This is a genomic window from Rhodoferax sp. (assembly GCF_034519335.1).
In the GTDB taxonomy this organism is placed as follows: domain Bacteria; phylum Pseudomonadota; class Gammaproteobacteria; order Burkholderiales; family Burkholderiaceae_C; genus Allorhodoferax.
Genome location: NZ_JAXHOL010000035.1, coordinates 82,396 through 101,828, shown reverse-complemented (window position 1 = coordinate 101,828; position 19,433 = coordinate 82,396). Strand labels below are relative to the sequence as shown.

Genomic DNA, 19,433 nt, shown 5'->3' with positions numbered 1-19,433 from the left:
GCCATGCACAGCACCAGCACCATCTTTGGCGGCCGGCTGTTTGCGCCCGGCCTGGACGGGGTGGGCGTGCCCGCCACCGGCCAGTGGCGCCAGGGGCGGCTGGTGGTGTGCGTGCAAGACGGTGTGGCTGAACGCGAATGGCTGGCGCCCGAGCAGCCCACGCTCAGCGCTGGTGGCTTCAACGCCGCGCAGCTCAGCGTGGCCTGGCCTGCGGAGGGTGGTCAGGTGCAGTTTTTTGTGGACGCGGGTGCGGCACGCACCGCCTTTGCCGCCACCATGCCAGCCACCCTGGCCCAGCCGCACGGCGCCGCCCAGCGTGCGGCACGCGGCGTGGAGCGGCGCTTCACACTCTGGTGGGCCGCGCTGGCTGCGGTAGCCCTGTTGCCGGTGTTGGCGCTGGCCCTGCTGGTGCTGCGCGGCGGCGATGTGGTGGACTGGGCCGTGCGGCAGATCCCGCATGCGCAAGAGGCCAGGCTGGGTGACCTGGTGCTGGCGCAAACCCGCGCGCAGATGCGCGTCATCGACAGCGGCCCCGCTGTGGACGCTGTCAAGCACCTGGGTGAGCGCCTGACCCCTGGCACCTTGCACCGCTACCGCTGGCTGGTGGTGGACAAGCCCGAGATGAACGCCTTTGCCGCCCCCGGTGGCGTGGTGGTGGTCTACAGCGGCCTGCTCAAGGGCACCGACACGCCCGAAGAAGCCGCAGGTGTCATTGCCCACGAGGTGGCCCACGCCGAGTTGCGCCACGGCCTGCAGGGCATGGTTAAAAGCATGGGCCTGCGGGCCGGTGCTGCCGTGCTGCTGGGTGACTGGAGCGGTGCCGTGCCCAGCGAAGCCAGCACCAGCCTGCTGGAAATGAAGTTCTCCCGCGAAGCCGAAACCGAGGCCGACATGGAGGGCCTGCGCCGCCTGGTGGCCGCCAAGATCAACCCCGAAGGCATGGCCCGCTTTATGGACAAACTTGCTGCGCAGAGCAAAGATGCAACCCCGCCTGCGCTGCTGTCCACCCACCCTGCGTCCAGCGAGCGCGCAGCCGCGCTGCGTGCGCTGGCCGCGCAACACCCCGGCCCCTGGGAGCCACTGCCACTGGACTGGGCGGCGGTGAAAGCCAGCCTGCCCTGAGGGCTTGGCTTAGTGCGCGGCCTGGCGGCGCTGCCGTACGGCAGCCGCCAGCTGCTCCAGCACCGGCACGGTCTGCGCCCAGCTGATGCAGGCATCCGTCACGCTCACGCCGTGCTGTAGCGGCTTGCCGTCCACGATGTCCTGGCGCCCTTCGTTCAGGTGGCTCTCGATCATCAGGCCGGTAATGCGTGCATCGCCAGCGGCAATCTGCGCGGCCACGTCTTGCGCCACCACAATCTGGCGCGCGTGCTGCTTGCTGCTGTTGGCATGGCTCACGTCTACCATCACCTGCTCGCGCAAGCCGGCCGCCTTGAGCAAGGCGCAGGCCGCGTCAATGTCGGCGGCAGAGTAGTTGGGCGCCTTGCCGCCGCGCAGGATCACATGGCAGTCGTTGTTGCCGCGTGTCTCGAAGATGGCGGCCTGGCCCATCTTGGTCATGCCCATGAAGGCGTGCGCGCCTTGCGCGGCCTGGATGGCGTCGGTGGCCACCTTGATGCCGCCATCGGTACCGTTCTTGAAGCCCACGGGGCAGCTCAGGCCGCTGGCCAGCTGGCGGTGGCTCTGGCTCTCGGTGGTGCGCGCGCCAATGGCACCCCAGCTCACCAGCTCGCTGATGAACTGCGGCGAGAGCAAATCCAAAAACTCGGTCGCCGCAGGCAGGCCAATGTCCAGAATGTCGAGCAACAGCTTGCGCGCCATCTCCAGCCCTTCATTGATGGCAAAGCTGCCGTCCAGGTGCGGGTCGTTGATGTAGCCCTTCCAGCCCACGGTGGTGCGCGGCTTTTCAAAGTACACGCGCATCACCACCAGCAGGTCGGCACTCAGCGCATCGGCCTGCGCCTTCAGCAGGCGCGCGTATTCCATTGCCTGGCTATGGTCGTGGATGGAGCAGGGCCCCACCACCACCACCAGCCGGTCGTCCTGCCCCTGCAGGATGCGCGAGATGGCCGCCCGGCTGCTCTCCACCAGCGCCTCGGCCGCGGCCGGCACCGGCAGCTTTTCTTCCAGCAGCGCGGGGGTGATGAGCGGGCGCACCGCGCCGATGCGCACATCGTCAATGCGCGTGGTGTCGTGGGTGGTCAGGGCGGCGATGGTGGAGGTAGTCATACTATGAATTTAATAGCTGCTCGCGCATATTTTGCGGGGGCTAGAGGGTGATTTGATTCGCATTTTAGGTGCACTCCGCCTCCATGAGTTTCGCTGTTGGAAATTGCGCTGTCACCCCAGGCAAAGCCCTGGGTCACAAAGCGATGGAAGCTCCCTACGCTTCGCCCTTTTCAAAGGAGAAGGTGATGACGATAAATGTGCAGACTGACGACGCAATTCCTGAGTACGGCCTGAGCCCTGCCAAGCCCGGTTTGTACTTGGGACTCTTCCATGGACGGGACGACCCTAACCAAAAGATGGATGGCTGGGGCTTCAATGGACCCACCATCGGTCCACTGGTGTGGTGCCACACCACCTATGCGAACGACGTGAAGATCGAGTTCGAATCCGACTGCGACGCGAAGAGATACTTTGGCGATGATCTGACGCACCTACATTTGGAGACCAATGGCGACATGCTGATTTACGCTGGAAAGTACTACGGCGATTGGACGGTTTACTACGTGCCGCCTACCGAATGTTTGCCACCTAAGGACACGTTCAGGACGAGCAAGCGGGCTGGTTATCGGATTGCACACAACCCGATGCCGAAGTAATTGGATGTCTGCCTGGCATACTGCTTTTCAAGGAGGAAGGCGGTATGCCCAAAGAGACAAAGCCACGCAACGACTGGACGCGAGAGCAGGTACTGGCAGGGTTGCATATCTACCTGCAGCTGAACTACGGGCAGCTCCATGCGCGCAACCCCAAGATCAAGGAGTTAGCAGTTTGGATTAATCGAACTGCTAACTCGGTGGCGTTAAAGCTGTGCAACTTAGCCAGCCTCGATCCTGCAGTGCTTGCGTCTGGACGCAAGGGGATGGACGGGGCATCCAAGGTGGACAAAGCGGTTTGGAAAGAGCTCTTGGCGAATTGGGATGCCGTGGTCCTCGAAGCAGCCTCCATTTATGGAAAGCTGGCGGCAGGTCACGGGCTGGAGCTTGCAGAAGTTGTGGATCTTGAGTTGCCTCCCACGGAACTGGGGCGCACCCGGACCGCCACTGTTCAAGTGCGCGTAAATCAAGCCCGCTTTCGCAAGTCTGTTTTAGTGGGTTATGACAGCACCTGCTGCATCAGCGGTTTGCAAGATGAGCGTCTGCTCATTGCCAGCCATATCGTTCCCTGGAGTGAAGACACGCACAACCGCTTGAATCCGCAGAACGGCCTTTGTCTTTCCGCCCTGCATGACCGCGCCTACGATCAGGGGTTGATGACGGTCCTGCCTGACTACACCGTGCGAGTGAGCCCCAAGCTCAAAGCGAAGACCGCCGATGCCTTTATGCAAGACGCATTGTTGCGGTTCGACAAAGCGCCCATTCGTATGCTTTCAAGATTCGCGCCTGCACCTAGCTTTTTAACGTGGCACGCCACCCATTTTGGCTTGGCGGATTCAAGCTCGAAGTGCAACGGCTTGTTGATGGAACTGTAACTGGTTCATAAAAACTTCATGGGGCGTCTTGAAGCCCAGGCACTTTCTGGGACGATGATTGAGGCGATCCATGGCAAAGGCAATGTCCTTTTGCTTGATGGAATCAAAGGCCATCTTCTTTGGGAAGAACTGACGGATAAGACCGTTCATGTTTTCGTTGGCCCCGCGCTCCCAGGAGGCATAGGGATGCGCAAAGAAGAAGTCTGCGTTCAGGGATGAGGCCACACGCTCATGCTGCGCAAACTCCTTGCCATTGTCCGTCGTGAGTGTGTGCACGCAATGTGCGAACGGCTGCAACAAGGCAATCATGGTGTCGCCCACGGCTTGGGCCGTCTTGAATGGCACGTGGGCGATCAAAGAATAGCGAGAGGTGCGCTCGTTCATCGTCACCAGCGCCTGCTTCTGCCCTGCACCGATGACCAGATCAGCCTCCCAGTCCCCAAATCTGGCGCGCTGGTCCACGATGTCGGGGCGTAGCTCTATCGAGACCTGATTGGGAATGGTGCCACGCCGCTCACGGCCCCCGTAACGCTTCTTGCGGGCCTTTTGGCAGCGTAGCGTCTGGTGCAAAGTGCCACCGCATCGTTTGTCGGCGTAGATCCGCTGATAGATGCTCTCATGACTGACGCCCGGTTGCCCATTGACTTCAAGGTAGCCGCTGATTTGTTCGGGACTCCAGGCAAGGTCAAGTTTGCTATCCACCACGACCCATATCGCATCAGCAATCCTGCGGCCGTTTTGGCAGGCAGACATACGCTCCTGTGAGAGCTGATGGGCTTGCTTGGGGCGGTAGCCGCGCAAACCCCGGTTGCGGCGCAGCTCCCGACTAATGGTTGACTTGTGGCGCCCCATCAGTTGCGCAATGCTACTTTGGTCATGATGGGCTTTGGCGAGGATGGCAATCTGGTAGCGTTCGTCTTGGGTGAGATGTGTATAGGTCATTCAGGGCAACTTTGACTTGGCGGTCGAGGGGCTCGGATGCTCTCACATCTCGCCCACCCAACCGGTTAATTACAAAGTTGCACTTCGGACTTGAATCCGCGCTTTTTATAGACTTATTTGCTCTGCTTTTAATAGCTGTTCGCGCAATATCCACGAGCGCCAGAGCCTGATTTGACTCTTAAGCCAAGCCACACCGCTCCACCACCTCCCGCCAAGCCGCCAGCTTGCGTTCGAAGCTCCAGCCGGTGTCACCACAGCTGATGAAAAATAGCTGATCATCCGTCCATCAAAATAGACAAATAACATTATTTTGACTACTATGCTGGACAAATGAGCAATCCACTCCCGCCCCAAGCCAATAGCCTTTCCGTGCTGGACATGCAACTGCTGCACCAGCTCGGCGACCGCATCAAGCGCACACGCAAGGCGCGGGGGCTGGGCACCGTGGCGGTGGCGCAGCAGGCGGGCATGTCGCGCACCACCTTGTATGCGGTGGAGTCGGGGGACCCTAATGCATCCATGGGTTCCTATTTGCGGGTGATGGCGTGCTTGGGCTTGAGTGGCGAGCTGGCGATGGTGGCCAGCGACGTAATGCAAGCCGTGCAACCGGGCACGGCGGCAGGGCGCTCGCTCCGGGCGCGGCCTGTGGTGCAGGTCACGGTGTCTGCGGATGCGGGCCGCCATCAGGTGCAAGACTTGCAGAGCTTGGCCTTGCATGCAGCTGCGGTGCGGCTCGTCAAGGCCGATGCTGCGCTGCGCGATCAGGCCAGGCAGGTCGTGCAAAAGTGGCTGGATGCTGACGCCGGCAGCCGTTCTGCGCCCTTGTGGCGTGAGTGGCAGCAGATGCTGCAGACCGGGGCGTTCCGGCGAGCGACCGGGCGCTCTGTGCATGCACAGCAGTTGCGTCAGGCGTCTCCGCTCACGATCGTGTTACCCGCCGAGGTGCGTCAGTCCATCTTGAACGAAGTGTCACAGCTCAAAACCGGTGTGACCTTGGGGCAGCCAATACAGGGAGCCGAGTCATGAGGCGCATCGACTTGGAACACCTGATCCGGGCCTGCAGCGAGATTACGCAGGAGTACGAGTTGGTGGTCATCGGGAGTCAGGCCATTCTGGGTACCCACCCCAACCCACCTGCAGAGCTGACGGTTTCGGCCGAGGCCGACATTTATCCGCTCAACAATCCTGCGCTGTCCGAGTTGATCGATGGTGCCATTGGCGAGGGTTCGGTTTTCCACGAAACAAATGGCTACTACGCCCAAGGTGTGGATATCCACACGGCCAAACTCCCGCACGATTGGCGTGCCCGGGTGGTGCGGGTGCCAGAGGCCTCTTTTGCCACCGGCGTGGGTTATTGCATTGGGGTGCTGGATCTGTTTTTGTCCAAGGCCGCCGCCGGGCGCGCCAAGGACATGGAGTTTTGTACGGCGCTGTTGGTGCACCAGTACCTGCGCCCTTCCGAGGCGTTGGCCTTGGTGAAAAACATGCCGCCTGATGTGAATCAGCGCGCCCTGAGTGCCCGTATCCGCCGATGGATTGCGATTGCCCGAGACGCGGGGCATGTCATTCCAGAGGGCTGATGTGCCGCTCCATCACCTCCTGCCACGCAGCCAGTGTTGCGATCCTAGGTAAAAATCATCAACGCATGGCTAATTCCACCCCTCCCTCCAACGACCTCCCCACCAGCCTCAAGTGGGGCCCCATGGCGATCGTGGCCGTGTGGCTGGCGGTCATGGGCGTGTTGTACCTGCTGTCCGCCCAGTACCTCAAGCCCAAGCCGGTGGCGGTGTTGCCCGGTGGGGTGTTGGTGATTCCCATGTCGCGCGATGGCCACTTCTATGCCACGGGCACGGTGGGCGGCAAGCCGGCGCGGTTTTTGGTGGACACGGGCGCGTCCATGGTGACGGTGAGCGAGGCGTTCGCGCAGCAGGCGGGACTGGTGGGCGGCACGCCCACGGTGTTCAAAACGGCCAACGGCGATTTGCAGGGGCGTGTGCTGACGGGTGTGCCGGTGTCTCTGGGGCCCGCGCAGGTGTCGGGTGTGCGGGTCGGTGTGGGGCTGGTGGGCGCGGAGCCCGACGAGGCGCTGCTGGGCCAGAGCTTTTTGAATCAGTTCGAGATCACGCTGTCCGACAAACAAATGACGCTCAGACCCAAGTCGCAGTGAACGTATGACTCACACCAAGCCATGCCGCTCCATCACCGCCCGCCACGCTGCCAGTTTGCGCTCAAAGCGCCAGTCGGCATCTGGGTTTTGTAGACTCCCGCAAGCAAAGCCACTAAAAGCCACTGAACCCATGATCGATTACCCTAAATTACTTGAAAATGGATGGGGCATGTCTCCAATGCCGAAGGCAATGGCGGAATCTTTGTTGGACTCTGTGCTGCAGGGGCGCGAGACCTTGCAGTTGGAGACCAAAAGAGTTTCAGGAAAAATGGTTGGCAAGGCATTGCAGACCATTTGTGCTTTTGCAAACACCCACGGCGGGTGGCTAATGCTAGGCGTGGAGGATTTTGATAAAGCTACAGGGCGTGACCGCCTTTATGGCGTGCAAGAAAATCCAGAAGCAGTTGATGAATTACTGCGCAAAGTCCGCACTAACTTTACCCCGCCCATCTCCGGTATCCAGCCTTGGTTTTTGATGACCGAGTTGCGCGATGGCAAGCTAGATCAATTAATTTGCATTCAGGTACCCCCTAGCGACAAAGTTCATTCGATCATTGACGGCGGTACATGGATCCGCTTGCCTGCAAGTAATCGTGAAATGGTTGCAAGCGAGATCACCGACCTTTCATACCGCCGTGGCGTTCATAGTGCAGAAAGTGAGCCGGTTGATGTGGACTTTGACTTGCTGGATACCGGGGTTTGGCGCCTTTTCCTGCAAGGGCGTGGACTAGCCTCCACAGACATTGCAGATCAGTTGTACCGCATTGGGTTGGCAAAAAAGGCTAGTGGTGTGCTCAAGCCATTACGAGCTGCCGTGCTTTTGTTTGCGGATCATCCAGGGGCTCTGTTGGCAGCGTCGGGGACCCGCGCTGATGTAAGGGTGTTTCATTACAAAGGCACATTGGAGCAATTGGGGGACGTGCCCAATTTGAAGAGGCCGCCGAAAACATTTTCTGGTCAGGTTTATCAACTGATTTCACAAGTTGATGCGTATGTGCAAGATGAGCTTGCGCAGGGGCTTACTTTGGCGGCGTCTGGTTTTCAAACCGTGCATCGCTATCCTGTGCGTGTGATCAAAGAAGCGATCACCAATGCACTGATTCATCGGGACTATCGGTTGAACCGTGATGTTCAGATACGTATCTTCGACAACCGTATTGAAGTCATTAGTCCAGGGCTGTTTCCGGGGCGCATCACTGCAGCCACTGTGCACAAGATGGGGTCCTTTTCACGCAACCCACTCATTGCAAGCAATTTGCGTGAGTTCCCTGTCCCGCCAAACGTGGATGCAGGCGAAGGGGTCAGAATGATGTTTAGTTTGATGCGTGCTGGCAATCTGTATCCCCCACAGTACCGAGAAATACGTGATCAGGCGCAAGAGGCGATCGTGGTGACGCTGTTGAATGAAGAGCGCCCTCCGGTGTGGGAGCAAGTGAGCGATTGGATGGATCGCAACGGCCCAATTAGCAACGGTGCACTTTGTCAAATTACGGGCTTGGACACCTTGAAGTCCTCAAAGCAGCTGCAAAAGTGGGTTGTTCAGGGGCTTCTTGTGAGTGACGACACGCGGGGCAAGCGCAACACGGTCTATCGCAAGCCGAGTCAGCTAGATGCTGATTTACTGCACGACATACAACCGGAAGGGAGCTAATGGGTCGTGCGCTTCGCACAATTTCATTATCTAACCCGCTGGATAATGAAAGCTGAGAAGCAAAATTATCTTTAATAAACAAAGACTTAGCCAATTTCCCATTATCCAAAGTGCCCTATGGCCTTAAACCAAGCCATGCTGCTCCATCACCTCCCGCCACGCTGCCAGCTTGCGCTCAAAGCTCCAGCTGGCATTGGCCGGGCTGGTGCTGGGGAGCTGGTAGACGGGCACGCCCAGGGTGCGGGTGTGGCGGGCGTGTTTGAAGCTTTCGCCGCCGTTGTGGGCGATGGCCTGTAGCTGCGGCAGGTGCAGCGCAGCGATGTCGTTGGGCACCGCGTTGCGGATGGCACTGTCCAGGCTGCCTTCGCGCTCGCAACTGGCGTACACGTCCCACACGCCCAAGCCGCGCTCCAGCAGCCATTTGCTACGGTTTTCATAGCTGCTTGCGCTTATTTCATGGGGGCTAAGGGGCCAAATGGCTTGCAAGATGCGCCAAAACTGGTTTTGCGGGTGGCCGTAATACTGCTGCGTTTGCAGCGAACGCACGCCGGGAAAGCTGCCCAGAATCAGCACCCGCGTGGCGGGCGACACCAGTGGCGGCAGGCCGGTGAGCACAGTGGTGGGCATGGGCGGATCAGGTGGATGTTGCTGCGCTATTCTCGCCAATGTTCTGACCCTGCCAGTGAGCCCGCCCAGCATGCATTTCATTCCGCACACCGCCGTACTGTCCCTCCTCGCCCTCGCGGGCATGGCGCACGCCCAGGCCTTTGTCTACAAGGATTGGGCGGTGGCCTGCGACAACACACGCCACTGTGAAGCCGTGGCCTACCAAAGCGAAGATTCGGCGTCGGAGCCCGTGGTGCTCTGGTTGTCGCGCGACGCGGGACCGAATGCCCCAGTGCGGGTGCAGCTGGATGTGAATGACAGTGAAGACCCGCGACAGCTGACTCTGCGCTTGGGCAGTACAACACTCAAGGGCCTGGCCCGTGGCGAAGACCTGAGCCCGACCCAGACCCAGCAGCTGCTGGCGCATGTGCTGGTAGGCCAGAAGCTGACGCTGGCCGATGGTGGCAAGCGTTGGGAGGTGTCTCTGGCCGGCAGCAATGCAGCGCTGCTCAAGATGGACGATGTGCAGGGCCGCGTCGGCACGCCGGGCGCCTTGCTTCGCAAGGGCAAAAAGCCGGAAGCCTCGGTCTTGCCGCCCTTGCCCGCTCCGAAGGTCCGGGCTGCAACGCTGCCGGGCACCAGCAAAGCCGACGAGGCGCTGCTGCAACCCATCCTGAAATCCGTCAAAGAGCGCGATTGCTGGGACGACATGCCCGACGACAACGACCCCGAGACGTCGATTACGCGCGTCTCCGCTACGCAGGTGCTGGTGATGCGGGAATGCGGCCGGGGGGCCTACCAGGGCGGTAGCGGCCTGTGGCTTGCCAACAGCAAGCCGCCCTATCGCGCCAAGCGGCTGGAGCTGCCGATGCCCGGTGGCGAAACCAGCGACTACGTCATGAACGCCAGCTTTGAGGATGGGCGCCTGAGCTCTTACGCCAAGGGGCGTGGCGTGAACGACTGCGGGGCCGACTATGCCTGGGTCTGGACGGACAAGGGCTTCGTGCTCACCGACGCATCAACAGCCCCGCTGTGCCGCGGAATGGCGCAGGGCGGCTACAGCCTGAGAACCTTCACCGCCGAGCTTGTGCCCTGAATCGGGCGTTGGCGAGACGCGGCCTTACTTTTTGGACAGCGTTTTGCGGGCCAGCTCAATGCCGCCAACGTTCTGGGCTTTGCTGAAGCCCATGCCCTTGAGTGTGTCCAGCGCGATGCCGCTGCGCCGGCCGCTCTGGCAATACAGCAGCACTGTGTCGTCTTTGCTCACGCCGGCCTTGGCAATTTCCTGGGCAATGGCGGTGTGCTCGATATTGATGGCCCCTTCCACATGCCCGGCGGCAAATTCCTGCGGACTGCGCACATCGATGATGACGTCTTTGGCCTGGGCCGAGAGGGCCATCAGGGCAAGGGTGATGCTGGCGACGAGTGTTTTCATGCGGGAGCCCCGGAAGGTGGTGGTTTCCTTCCGATTGTCGCCGCCTCGCGCCAACTTGGCCTATTGCGGGATGAAGCGCAGCCGGTAGATCAGTGCGCTCTCAGCGTTCATGCGCGGCAACGGCAGGCCCACCGCAGCCAGCCACGCGCCGTGCGCCGTGGGTGGCAGGGCTTGTTGGGCACCGGCGGCCAGCGCGGCGTCATTGAGCGGGCTGCTGGTCCAGTCGGGCGGTGTCGGGTCCAGTCGCTCGATGGTGTAGTGCGCTGCGGGGCGCAGCATGGGCAGGCGCAGCGGCGGCGTGTTGCGGTGGCTGGTGGGCGTGGTGCGGTAGACCAGCAGCAGCACTTCGCTGGCGTTCGCATCGCCATGGGCCTGCCATAGCACGCCGTCGCCAGCCTCGCCCAGCCAGACCTGGCCGGTGTGCAGGCGGTTACGCAGCTGCTTGTACAGGCCGACCCAACGGCTCAGCGCCATGCGTTCGGTGTCGCTCAGGTGGCGTACATCGGCCTCAATGCCGAGGTGCCCGCTGATGGCCACACCGGCGCGGAAGTTCAGGCTCTGGCTGCGGCCCGTGGTGTGCGCGGGTGCGGGGCCAATGTGGGCACCCAAAATCTCGGGCGGCAAGAACTGCAGCGCACCGCGCTGGATGGCCACGCGCGACAAGGCGTCGTTGCAGTCGCTGGTCCAGACGCGGTGGGTGTGTGCCAGTGCGCCCATGTCCAGCCGGGCGCCGCCGGAAGCGCAGCTCTCGATCTCCAGCTGCGGGTGGGCGGCGCGCACGCGGTCCCACAGCGCGTACAGCGCATGCACGAAGCTGCGGTAGGCGGGGCGCCCCAGTACGTTGCCTGCCGTGGTCAGGTCGCGGTTCATGTCCCACTTGAGGTAGGCAATGGGCACGTTGTGCAGCAGCGTGTCGAGCTTGGCAAACAGGTAGTCCGCCACCTCAGGGCGGGCCACGTCCAGTACCAGCTGGTTGCGCATGGTCAGCAGGGGGCGACCTTCGAGCTGTAGCGCCCAGTCGGGATGGGTGCGGAAGAGCTGGCTGTCGGGGCTGACCATTTCGGGTTCTACCCACAGGCCAAACTCCATACCCAGTTCGTTCACGTACTGCGCCAAGGGTTGCAGGCCGTGCGGGTACTTGCCCGCATCCGGCCACCAGTCGCCCAGGGCGGCCTGGTCGCTGTGGCGGCCTTGGAACCAGCCGTCGTCCAGCACAAAGCGCTCCACCCCCACGCTGGCGGCGGCAGCGGCCAGGGCGCGGATGTCGTCGGTGCGGTGGTCAAAGTAGACCGCTTCCCAGGTGTTCAGATGTACCGGGCGCGGGCGCATGCGGCCACCGGGCCAGGGCAGGCGGCTGCGCACCGTGGCGTGGAAGTTGGCGGCCAGGCCGTTCAGGCCCTGTGTGGAGCAGCTGGCCACCAGCGTGGGTGTTTGCAGCGATTCACCCGCGGCCAGGCGCACTTCGCCCGGTGCCAGCCATTCGCCCATCTGCCATTGGTACTGCCCGTCGTGCAGCCACTCAATCGCCTGGCGGTGGTTGCCCGACCAGGCCAGCTGCGCGCCATACACGGTGCCGCTGTGCTGGGTGGCGCCCGGTGTGGTGACCACGGCGCCCGGAAAGCTGTCGTGCGAGGTGCGGCCGCGCCGGTTCTCGCGCTGCCACAGGCTGCGCGAGAGTGCGTCTTCCTGTAGCTGGAACTCGTTGGCCCACTGGCCGGTGTAAGAGCGCACGGTGTGCGCATCGCCGGGCAGCGGCACGGTGCCTGCGGCCAGCCATTGCACGTCCAGCACATCCGTGCCGTCGTTGAACAGCTCGCTGCGCAGTTGCAGCACATCGTGCGCATCCAGCGTTACCTGCAGCACCAGACGCAGTTGCGCCACGCTGTCGGTCAGATGAACTGCAATGCGTTGGCCCGCTGCCAGGGTCTCGATGTGGCAGCCGGTGAACTGCTGTGCAAACTGTTGCCCGTTGCGGTGGGCCAGCAGCGCGCTCTGCATATACCAACCCACGCCAAAGGTGGGCGCCACCGTCAGCGGCTGGTCAAACTCCATGCTGCTGGGCGGGATGGCACGGCCATCGCGCAGCGGGGCCAGCGGCACGCAGTGGTCTGGCAGGCGCGGGCCCCAATAGCGCCACAGCGGGGCCTCAAACGGGCGCGCTTCCAGCACCACGCTGGTATAGGTGCCGTGCAGGGTGATGAAGTCGGCAGAGGCCTCGGGCGCGTGGGTGGGCATGGCGCAGTTCAGTTGCAGTAAATGCGGGCGCCGCTCTTGTCGAACAGCAGGGCCTTGGCCGCATCAAAGCGTGCTTCCAAAGCTTGGCCCGAGCGCAGGCTGCGGCCGTGTTTGCTTTCCATCACCACCATCACACCGCTGGCAGAACGGCCATACACAAAGGTCTCACCGCCCAGGTGCTCCATCATGTCGATGGTGACGGGCAGCGTGGCGCTGCCGTCCTCCACAAAGTGCTCGGGCCGCACGCCCACGGACACTTCAGTGCCTACCGGGGGCAATGTCCCATCCAGTGGCAGGTTCACCACTGCGTTGTTGAAACCGGCGAGCGTCACCTGGCATTGGTTCACGCCGTTGAAGCGGTTGTGGCCGCTGACGGTACCGTCAAAGAAGTTCATGCGTGGCGAACCGATGAAGCCCGCCACAAAGGTGTTGGCCGGGTTGTCATACAGCTCCAGCGGGGCACCCACCTGTTCCACCACACCGGCGCGCAGCACCACGATTTTGTCGGCCAGGGTCATGGCCTCCACCTGGTCGTGCGTGACGTAGATGATGGTGCTGCCCAGCTCGCGGTGCAGACGCGCAATCTCGATGCGCATGTGCACGCGCAGCTCGGCGTCGAGGTTGGAGAGTGGCTCGTCAAACAAAAACACCTCGGGGTCACGCACGATGGCGCGCCCAATGGCCACGCGCTGGCGCTGCCCGCCCGACAGGGCCTTGGGTTTGCGGTCCATCAGCGGCTCCAGGCCCAAAATTTTGGCCGCAGCGTCGACCTTGCTCTTGACCACGTCTTTGGCCACACCGGCGTGCTTCAGGGCGAAGCCCATGTTTTCGCGCACGGTCATGTGGGGGTAGAGCGCGTAGCTCTGGAACACCATGGCAATACCGCGCTTGGACGGGTCCACATGGTTCATGACCTGTTCGCCGATGCGCAGCTCGCCACTGGTGATGTCTTCCAGGCCCGAGATGGCGCGCAACAGCGTCGACTTGCCGCAGCCGGAGGGGCCCACGAACACCACGAACTCGCCGTGTTTGATGTCGAGGTCCACGCCCCGGATGATGTCGATCTCGCCGAATGATTTGCGGACCTGGGTGAGTTTGACGTCTGCCATGTTCTATTCCTCGTCGACTCCGTAATTTACGCGGCTTGCAGCGTCACGCGCTGTTCGCCCATGCGGCGGGTGGATACGCGCACGCTGATGTTGCCCACGGCGCCGGTGGTCTCCACCCAGAAGCCGGTGGTGCCGCCCTTGAGCGTCAGCAGGTCCGGGCCCAGCAGCTTGGCAGCGCCTGTCACCTCGACCTGCACTACATCGTCCATGAAGGGCAACAGGCGGCCAGCTTGGTCCAGCGCGCGCACGATGACGCGGGTGGCGTCTTTTTCATGGGCGTGCAGGGCCGTGTCGTCCACCTGCACTTGCAAGGTGGTAGGCACCGGGTTGCCGGAGAGCTTGACGGTGGAGACGGCTTTGCCGTTGATATAGCCGGTGACGGTGGCGTCGCGCCACAGCATGCCCCAGGCACCCAGGTCGTTCATGTTGACGTGGCGGCTGTCAAAAATCACCGGCGCATGTGGCAGGTGCGGGTAGCGCTCGCGGTCAGGCTCAGCACGTTTGGGGGCAAAGTCGCCGACTTGCAGTTCCACGTAGTCGCAGTTGGTCAGCACGATCAGGGGCAACACCTCGCAGCGGTCTTTCTCGCCACGGGCCCAGTAGGTCACGGGCTGCAGCACCGCTTGTTCGGCCGGGCTGCACTGGCTGGTGTAGCCCCAGGCGGCGAACTTGGGCTCGCGGAAGATGTCCATTACCCCGTGGTGGCAGATGCGGTCGCCCGCACCGAAGTCTTTGTGCGTGTTGTAGTCAAACATGCACCAGCCGATGGCGCCGCTGATCACGGGGTTCTCGTAGGCCTTGTTCAGCACATCCAGATGACGGCGCACATGCTCGGCCTGGCGGTCTTCGGGGTCGATGCGCTTGGTGGGGTACATGTGGCCGTTGAACTCGGTCACCAAATACGGCACCTCGTGGTCCAAGCCCGTCACCTGGCGGGGCTGGCGCAGCGGTGTAGGCGCAATGCCCTTCATCCATTCCTCGGTGGCCACGTGGCAGAAGTCGTTCACGGTGTACACGTCTTCCAGCAGCTCGCTGTTTTCGATGTAACGCACGCCGCCGGTCTGGCGGGTGCTGTCCAGGCTGCGGGCCATGGCGTTGGTGCGGGTGTAGAAGTCGTGGTTGTCCTGCGACTCGTTGATGCGCACGCCCCAAATGATGATGGAGGGGTGGTTCCAGTCGCGCTCGACCATGCGGCGCACGTTCTCGACCGACTCGTCTTGCCAGGCCTGGCCGCCGATGTGCTGCCAGCCCGGAATCTCTTCAAACACCAGCAGGCCGATTTCGTCGCAGCGGTCCAGGAAGTAGGTGGACTGCGGGTAGTGCGAGGTGCGCACCAGGTTGCACTTGAGCAAGTCCTTCATCACGTCGGCGTCTTTGGCCTGCGCGCGCTGGCCCATGGCGTAGCCCACGTAGGGGAAGCTTTGGTGGCGGTTCAGGCCGCGAATCTTGACGTGCTTGTCATTGAGGAAAAAGCCTTCGGTGGTGAATCGCGCAGTGCGGAAGCCAAAACGGGTGCTGAGCTGGTCGCGGTTGTCCATGGTGGCACGCACCAGGTAGAGCTGCGGTGCGTCCAGCTCCCAGAGCTTGAGGCCTGTCAGTTGCGCGAAGTTCGCTTCAAAGCCAGCGCCCGACACGGCCACAGTTTGCTGCTGCAGTACCGTGCCATCCACCTTGCAGAGTTCCACCAAGGCTTTGCCGCTGATGGGGGCGTTGGTGGGGTTGGCGATGAAACCCTTGACCAGAACTCCCTTTGCGTCCGTCAGCTCATTCGACGTTTCCACCTTCAGGTTGGCAATTGACACCGTGTCGGTCACTTGCAGCCACACGTCGCGGTAAATGCCGGCGTAGGTCAGGTAGTCGATCTGGCCACCGAAGGGGGGGATTTCGGGGTTCTCGCTACCGTCTACTTTGACGGTGATGAGGTTGTCGCCCTCTTTGAGCAAGCCGGTCAGGCGGGCGCTGAAGGGGGTGTAGCCGTCTTTGTGCGCAGCCACTTGCTGGCCGTTGACCCAGACCACGCTGTTGGCCATGGCGCCGTCAAAGCGCAGGGCCACTTCGCGGCCTGTCATGTCGGGTGTCCACGCCAGGGTGTACTGGTAGGCAAATTCTTTCTGGAAACTGCGCTCGTCGAAGTAGGTCATGTCTAGGTCGACGGCGTTGTGCGGCAGGCGCACGGCGGCGCCTGGCTGGGCCTTGGTGATCAGTTCGGACGCAAAAGAGGTGTGGAAGGTCCAGCCCGAGACGAGCTTGGTAACGGTACGCATGTGAAAAACCTTATTTGACGGAGCCCAGCATGCCCTGTACGAACTGCCGTTGCATTGCGAAAAAGACGACCAGGGTGGGCAAGGTGGCCAGCATGGCCGCCAGCATGATCACGCCGAAGTCGGGGAAGTAGGCCGAGCCCAGTGAGGATAAGACCAGGGTGATGGTTTTGAGTTCTGGCGACTGCAGCACGATGAGGGGCCAGAGGAAGTTGTTCCATGCCGCCATGAACACGATGATGAAAGCCGCCGCGTAGGTGGAGCGCATCACCGGCACATAGACAAACAGGAAGATTTGCCATTCTTTCAGGCCATCCAGGCGGGCGGCTTCGCGCAGCTCGGGCGGGAAGGCCTTGGTGCTCTGGCGAAAGTAAAACACGATGTAGGCTGACGCCAGCGCAGGCAGGATCACGCCCAGATGCGTGTCCAGCAAATCGAACTGCGCCATCAGGATGAACAGCGGAATCATCAGCGCGGCAAACGGCACCATCAGCGTGAGCAACAGGCTGTTGTAGAGGCGTTCACGCGCCTTGGAGCTGAACACCTCAAAGCCATAGCCCGCCAGGGACGAGATGGCCAGGGTGAAGAATCCGCCGATGATGGCGATTTTTCCGGAGTTCCAGAAGACCTGGGCAACGTCAAAGCTCTTGTTGAGCTTTTCGAAGTTTTCCAGCAAGGCGCTACCCAGCGTGAACTTGCCTTTGGTTACATCGACCGATGCGTTGGTGGCGCTGATCACCATCCAGGCAAAGGGAAACAGGGACACAAAGGCCATCACCCCGAGAAACAGGTAGACGCCGCCCATGCGGAATTTTTCGGTCCAGTTGCTCATGTCAGTTACGCTCCCGTGCGGCGTAAAACTGGATGGCGGCCAGCGCGGCAACCAGCAAGACGATGACGTAAGACACCGTGGCGGCATAACCAAAGTTGGGCACGAACTTGAACGACAGGTTGTAGATGTACATGGACAGCGTGAGCGTGTTGTCGGAGAACACCGTGCCCACGGTGGTGATGTTCATGGGTTCATCAAACAACTGCAGCGTGCCGATGGTGGATGTCACGGTGGTGAACAGAATCACCGGCTTCAGATTGGGAATGGTGATGGACACAAAGCGGCGGTAGGCCGAGATGCCGTCAATGCGCGCAGCCTCGTAGATCGACTTGTCGATGTTCTGCATGGCCGCGAGATAAAAGATCATGTTGTAGCCAGTCCAGCGCCAGGTGATGGCGATGATGATGACCACCTTGGACCAGAACGGATCGTTGAGCCAAGGAATCGGCTCGCTGATGAGGCCCAGCCACGCTAGGGCGTGGTTGACCAGGCCGTCATACGAAAACATGCTCTTGAACACCACCGAATACGCCACCAGCGAGGTCACGCATGGCAGAAACACCGCCGTGCGCAACAGCCCGCGAAAGCGCAGGTTGGGCATGTTGAGGCAGCTGGCCATGACCAGCGCCAGCAAGAGCATGATGGGCACCTGGATCACCAAAAAAATGCTGGTGTTCTGCAGCGCTTTCAAGAAGACAGGGTCACTGGCCAGACGCACGATGTTGCCCACGCCTACGAACTCAACCACCGTTCCCTGTCCGGCGTGCAGAGACATCCACAGCGAGCGGACGATCGGGTAGGCCATGAAGACCCCGATCAGCCCGAGTGCGATGGAAACAAATAGCCAACCGTTGACGTCGTAAAAACGTCGGTAGCTGGTCGTAGGCTTGGGCCCCATGGTGCTCCTTTGGTCGGTTTACTTAACTTGCGAGGCGAGCTGGTTGTGGATGTTTTCCAGCGCCTTCTCGACAGGCAGACCTTGTGCCAAAGCAGGCAATTGCGCTGCCACGGCTGCATCGCCCTCGGCGGTGTAAATGCCGTAGTTCACGCTAGGCACCTTGCCCATCCAGTCGCTGTACTGCTGCCACACCTTGGCACCGCCGAAGAAGGGGTCTGCCTCAGAGTAAGCCTTGCCATTGCGCGAGGCCAGCAAGGAGCCCACTGCGCCGCGGGACTGCAGAATGGTTTGGTAGAAGTCCACATCCTTGGCGTAGATTTCGTTCAGGAAGTCGGCTGCAGCAGCCTTCTCTTTGCCTGCGGCCAGCACATACCAGCTGGAGCCGCCCAGGTTGGACGCGTTGGTGGCGCCCGGCACGTTCAGGCGGGGCGTAGCAGCCACTGCCCATTTGCCGGACTGGCTGGCTTCGGCCTTGACCGAGCCGGTAATCCACACGCCGGTGATGACGGAGGCCACGTCGCCCTTGTTCAAGGCACCGACCCACTCGCCCCAACCGGAAGTAGGCTTGTAGACACCGGTCTTCATGAACTTGACCTGGGTTTCCAGCGCGGCCTTGAGGGCGGGGTTGTTCTTGATGTCGAGCTTGCCGTCTTTGTCAAAGTACCAGCGACCGGCGGATTGCATCATGATGCGGATGCTGGCAATGTCTTGCGGGTCCATGGCGAACATCTTCTTGCCGGTCTTGGTTTCGACTTGCTTGCCGATTTCCAGGTAGCGGTCCCAGGTGATGTTCTGCATGTCCTTGTCGCTGAAACCGGCCTGCTTGATCAGGTCGCTGCGGTAGTACATGCCGGTAGTGCCGGTATCAAAGGGCAGCCCGTAGACCTTGCCGCCCATGGTCATCAGGTTGACCTTGTAGTTGGCAAACGCCTTGTGGTCGACCTTGCCAGACAGGGGCTCAAACGCACCGGGGAACGAGCGCAGGTACTTCGGGGCGTTGTAGTCCTCCACCAGCACGATGTCCGGCAGGGTCTTGGTCACGCCAGAAGCCAGGGTTGTCTGCAGCTTTTGCTCGACGTCGGCCTTGGCCATGTCCACGATTTTGAAGGTCACGCCGGGGTGCTTGGCGGTGTAGCGCTTGGCAGCCTCTTGCATGATGGCGATGTTGAAGTTGGGGTCCCAAGCCCAGATGGTGACCTCACCGGCGTTGGCGGCGTGGCTGGCCATCAGGCCGGAGGTGCTCAGGGCCAGACCGATCATGGTGCTGAGGGTGCTGCGTTTGGCGAAATTCATGGTGTGTTTTCCTGTCTCTGTGTCAATGAATAAGTGGCAAGTGGCGCCCAGTGGAACACTGGTGCACACGGCTTGTTGTCTCCGGTTTGCGTGTAATGACGGTGGTGCGACTGGCATCCTTTCCAAAATTTAAGCGGTTAAATTTCTGGCCTGACCTGCGGCCCGCATACGCTGACTAGCCAAGGGAGCGACATCCCGGAAGCTCCCTTGCTACACCTCGAAAATTAAAATTTAAGCGGTTAAATTCAGCAATTTTTGGAGTATACCTAGGGGTGCTCGCAAATAAGCCGGCCCCTAGGGTAAGTCC

Annotated in this window: 18 protein-coding genes; 8 read left to right on the top strand and 10 right to left on the bottom strand. The window is 61.3% G+C overall.

Annotation, left to right across the window (positions count from 1 at the left end; all coding sequences use genetic code 11):
- The first annotated feature begins 3 nt into the window (after positions 1 to 3).
- Positions 4 to 1,122: a M48 family metallopeptidase gene (locus U5O12_RS15840; protein ID WP_322579570.1), complete on the top strand. Its 1,119-nt coding sequence runs from the start codon at positions 4 to 6 to the stop codon at positions 1,120 to 1,122.
- A 9-nt stretch (positions 1,123 to 1,131) separates the two neighbouring features.
- Here the strand turns inward: U5O12_RS15840 and U5O12_RS15835 are convergent, their stop codons facing one another.
- Complete coding sequence (locus U5O12_RS15835; RefSeq protein ID WP_322579569.1) at positions 1,132 to 2,229, bottom strand: 3-deoxy-7-phosphoheptulonate synthase; 1,098 nt, start codon at positions 2,227 to 2,229, stop codon at positions 1,132 to 1,134.
- 83 nt (positions 2,230 to 2,312) lie between these two features.
- Between U5O12_RS15835 and U5O12_RS15830 the strand changes: the two genes are divergently transcribed.
- On the top strand, positions 2,313 to 2,825 hold the full coding sequence (locus U5O12_RS15830) for a hypothetical protein (RefSeq protein WP_322579568.1): 513 nt from the start codon (positions 2,313 to 2,315) through the stop codon (positions 2,823 to 2,825).
- Between the two features lie 44 nt (positions 2,826 to 2,869).
- A complete protein-coding gene (locus U5O12_RS15825; RefSeq protein WP_322579567.1) occupies positions 2,870 to 3,697 on the top strand; it encodes an HNH endonuclease in 828 nt (275 codons plus the stop codon).
- Here the strand turns inward: U5O12_RS15825 and U5O12_RS15820 are convergent.
- Positions 3,659 to 4,639 carry an IS30 family transposase gene (locus U5O12_RS15820; RefSeq protein ID WP_322578420.1) on the bottom strand — a complete coding sequence of 327 codons (981 nt, stop codon included), beginning with the start codon at positions 4,637 to 4,639 and terminating at the stop codon, positions 3,659 to 3,661. The genes U5O12_RS15825 and U5O12_RS15820 overlap by 39 nt on opposite strands.
- A gap of 330 nt (positions 4,640 to 4,969) precedes the next feature.
- On the opposite strand from U5O12_RS15820, the gene U5O12_RS15815 reads away from it, so the two are divergent.
- From U5O12_RS15815 to U5O12_RS15800, 4 genes are all read left to right on the top strand, one after another.
- Positions 4,970 to 5,665 (top strand): helix-turn-helix transcriptional regulator, encoded by a 696-nt coding sequence (locus tag U5O12_RS15815; RefSeq protein WP_322579566.1) that lies wholly within the window; start codon positions 4,970 to 4,972, stop codon positions 5,663 to 5,665.
- Positions 5,662 to 6,219 carry a DUF6036 family nucleotidyltransferase gene (locus U5O12_RS15810; RefSeq protein ID WP_322579565.1) on the top strand — a complete coding sequence of 186 codons (558 nt, stop codon included), beginning with the start codon at positions 5,662 to 5,664 and terminating at the stop codon, positions 6,217 to 6,219. The genes U5O12_RS15815 and U5O12_RS15810 overlap by 4 nt, the downstream gene beginning before the upstream one ends.
- 65 nt (positions 6,220 to 6,284) lie before the next feature.
- A complete protein-coding gene (locus tag U5O12_RS15805) occupies positions 6,285 to 6,806 on the top strand; it encodes a retropepsin-like aspartic protease (RefSeq protein ID WP_322579564.1) in 522 nt (173 codons plus the stop codon).
- 130 nt (positions 6,807 to 6,936) lie between these two features.
- Positions 6,937 to 8,457: an ATP-binding protein gene (locus U5O12_RS15800; protein WP_322579563.1), complete on the top strand. Its 1,521-nt coding sequence runs from the start codon at positions 6,937 to 6,939 to the stop codon at positions 8,455 to 8,457.
- Positions 8,458 to 8,580: 123 nt separating this feature from the next.
- On the opposite strand, the gene U5O12_RS15795 is transcribed toward U5O12_RS15800, so the two are convergent.
- A complete protein-coding gene (locus U5O12_RS15795) occupies positions 8,581 to 9,084 on the bottom strand; it encodes a DNA-deoxyinosine glycosylase (protein WP_322579562.1) in 504 nt (167 codons plus the stop codon).
- 70 nt (positions 9,085 to 9,154) lie between these two features.
- On the opposite strand from U5O12_RS15795, the gene U5O12_RS15790 reads away from it, so the two are divergent.
- Entirely contained in the window at positions 9,155 to 10,159 is a 1,005-nt protein-coding gene (locus tag U5O12_RS15790; RefSeq protein WP_322579561.1) for a DUF1176 domain-containing protein, read from the top strand.
- A gap of 24 nt (positions 10,160 to 10,183) precedes the next feature.
- On the opposite strand, the gene U5O12_RS15785 is transcribed toward U5O12_RS15790, so the two are convergent.
- Genes U5O12_RS15785 through U5O12_RS15755 form a run of 7 tightly spaced genes read right to left on the bottom strand, consistent with a single transcriptional unit; the run spans position 10,184 to position 19,126 of the window.
- On the bottom strand, positions 10,184 to 10,498 hold the full coding sequence (locus U5O12_RS15785) for a rhodanese-like domain-containing protein (RefSeq protein WP_322579560.1): 315 nt from the start codon (positions 10,496 to 10,498) through the stop codon (positions 10,184 to 10,186).
- Positions 10,499 to 10,558: 60 nt separating this feature from the next.
- The gene (locus tag U5O12_RS15780; RefSeq protein WP_322579559.1) at positions 10,559 to 12,733 is read right to left on the bottom strand and encodes an alpha-galactosidase; all 2,175 of its coding nucleotides are present in this window, start codon (positions 12,731 to 12,733) and stop codon (positions 10,559 to 10,561) included.
- Positions 12,734 to 12,741: 8 nt separating this feature from the next.
- Positions 12,742 to 13,842 carry a sn-glycerol-3-phosphate ABC transporter ATP-binding protein UgpC gene (locus tag U5O12_RS15775; RefSeq protein ID WP_322579558.1) on the bottom strand — a complete coding sequence of 367 codons (1,101 nt, stop codon included), beginning with the start codon at positions 13,840 to 13,842 and terminating at the stop codon, positions 12,742 to 12,744.
- Positions 13,843 to 13,868: 26 nt separating this feature from the next.
- The gene (locus tag U5O12_RS15770) at positions 13,869 to 16,106 is read right to left on the bottom strand and encodes a glycoside hydrolase family 2 protein (RefSeq protein ID WP_322579557.1); all 2,238 of its coding nucleotides are present in this window, start codon (positions 16,104 to 16,106) and stop codon (positions 13,869 to 13,871) included.
- Between the two features lie 10 nt (positions 16,107 to 16,116).
- The gene (locus U5O12_RS15765; protein WP_322579556.1) at positions 16,117 to 16,935 is read right to left on the bottom strand and encodes a carbohydrate ABC transporter permease; all 819 of its coding nucleotides are present in this window, start codon (positions 16,933 to 16,935) and stop codon (positions 16,117 to 16,119) included.
- 1 nt (position 16,936) lies between these two features.
- Complete coding sequence (locus tag U5O12_RS15760; protein WP_322579555.1) at positions 16,937 to 17,833, bottom strand: sugar ABC transporter permease; 897 nt, start codon at positions 17,831 to 17,833, stop codon at positions 16,937 to 16,939.
- Between the two features lie 18 nt (positions 17,834 to 17,851).
- Positions 17,852 to 19,126, bottom strand: a complete 1,275-nt coding sequence (locus U5O12_RS15755; protein WP_322579554.1) for an ABC transporter substrate-binding protein — start codon at positions 19,124 to 19,126, stop codon at positions 17,852 to 17,854.
- Between the last annotated feature and the right edge of the window lie 307 nt (positions 19,127 to 19,433).

What these genes read in the sequence shown, in the direction of transcription:
- U5O12_RS15840 (WP_322579570.1), top strand. Translation starts at nt 4, where the DNA reads ATGCACAGCACCAGCACCATCTTTGGCGGCCGGCTGTTTGCGCCCGGC.
- U5O12_RS15835 (WP_322579569.1), bottom strand. Translation starts at nt 2,229, where the DNA reads ATGACTACCTCCACCATCGCCGCCCTGACCACCCACGACACCACGCGC.
- U5O12_RS15830 (WP_322579568.1), top strand. Translation starts at nt 2,313, where the DNA reads ATGAGTTTCGCTGTTGGAAATTGCGCTGTCACCCCAGGCAAAGCCCTG.
- U5O12_RS15825 (WP_322579567.1), top strand. Translation starts at nt 2,870, where the DNA reads ATGCCCAAAGAGACAAAGCCACGCAACGACTGGACGCGAGAGCAGGTA.
- U5O12_RS15820 (WP_322578420.1), bottom strand. Translation starts at nt 4,639, where the DNA reads ATGACCTATACACATCTCACCCAAGACGAACGCTACCAGATTGCCATC.
- U5O12_RS15815 (WP_322579566.1), top strand. Translation starts at nt 4,970, where the DNA reads ATGAGCAATCCACTCCCGCCCCAAGCCAATAGCCTTTCCGTGCTGGAC.
- U5O12_RS15810 (WP_322579565.1), top strand. Translation starts at nt 5,662, where the DNA reads ATGAGGCGCATCGACTTGGAACACCTGATCCGGGCCTGCAGCGAGATT.
- U5O12_RS15805 (WP_322579564.1), top strand. Translation starts at nt 6,285, where the DNA reads ATGGCTAATTCCACCCCTCCCTCCAACGACCTCCCCACCAGCCTCAAG.
- U5O12_RS15800 (WP_322579563.1), top strand. Translation starts at nt 6,937, where the DNA reads ATGATCGATTACCCTAAATTACTTGAAAATGGATGGGGCATGTCTCCA.
- U5O12_RS15795 (WP_322579562.1), bottom strand. Translation starts at nt 9,084, where the DNA reads ATGCCCACCACTGTGCTCACCGGCCTGCCGCCACTGGTGTCGCCCGCC.
- U5O12_RS15790 (WP_322579561.1), top strand. Translation starts at nt 9,155, where the DNA reads ATGCATTTCATTCCGCACACCGCCGTACTGTCCCTCCTCGCCCTCGCG.
- U5O12_RS15785 (WP_322579560.1), bottom strand. Translation starts at nt 10,498, where the DNA reads ATGAAAACACTCGTCGCCAGCATCACCCTTGCCCTGATGGCCCTCTCG.
- U5O12_RS15780 (WP_322579559.1), bottom strand. Translation starts at nt 12,733, where the DNA reads ATGCCCACCCACGCGCCCGAGGCCTCTGCCGACTTCATCACCCTGCAC.
- U5O12_RS15775 (WP_322579558.1), bottom strand. Translation starts at nt 13,842, where the DNA reads ATGGCAGACGTCAAACTCACCCAGGTCCGCAAATCATTCGGCGAGATC.
- U5O12_RS15770 (WP_322579557.1), bottom strand. Translation starts at nt 16,106, where the DNA reads ATGCGTACCGTTACCAAGCTCGTCTCGGGCTGGACCTTCCACACCTCT.
- U5O12_RS15765 (WP_322579556.1), bottom strand. Translation starts at nt 16,935, where the DNA reads ATGAGCAACTGGACCGAAAAATTCCGCATGGGCGGCGTCTACCTGTTT.
- U5O12_RS15760 (WP_322579555.1), bottom strand. Translation starts at nt 17,833, where the DNA reads ATGGGGCCCAAGCCTACGACCAGCTACCGACGTTTTTACGACGTCAAC.
- U5O12_RS15755 (WP_322579554.1), bottom strand. Translation starts at nt 19,126, where the DNA reads ATGAATTTCGCCAAACGCAGCACCCTCAGCACCATGATCGGTCTGGCC.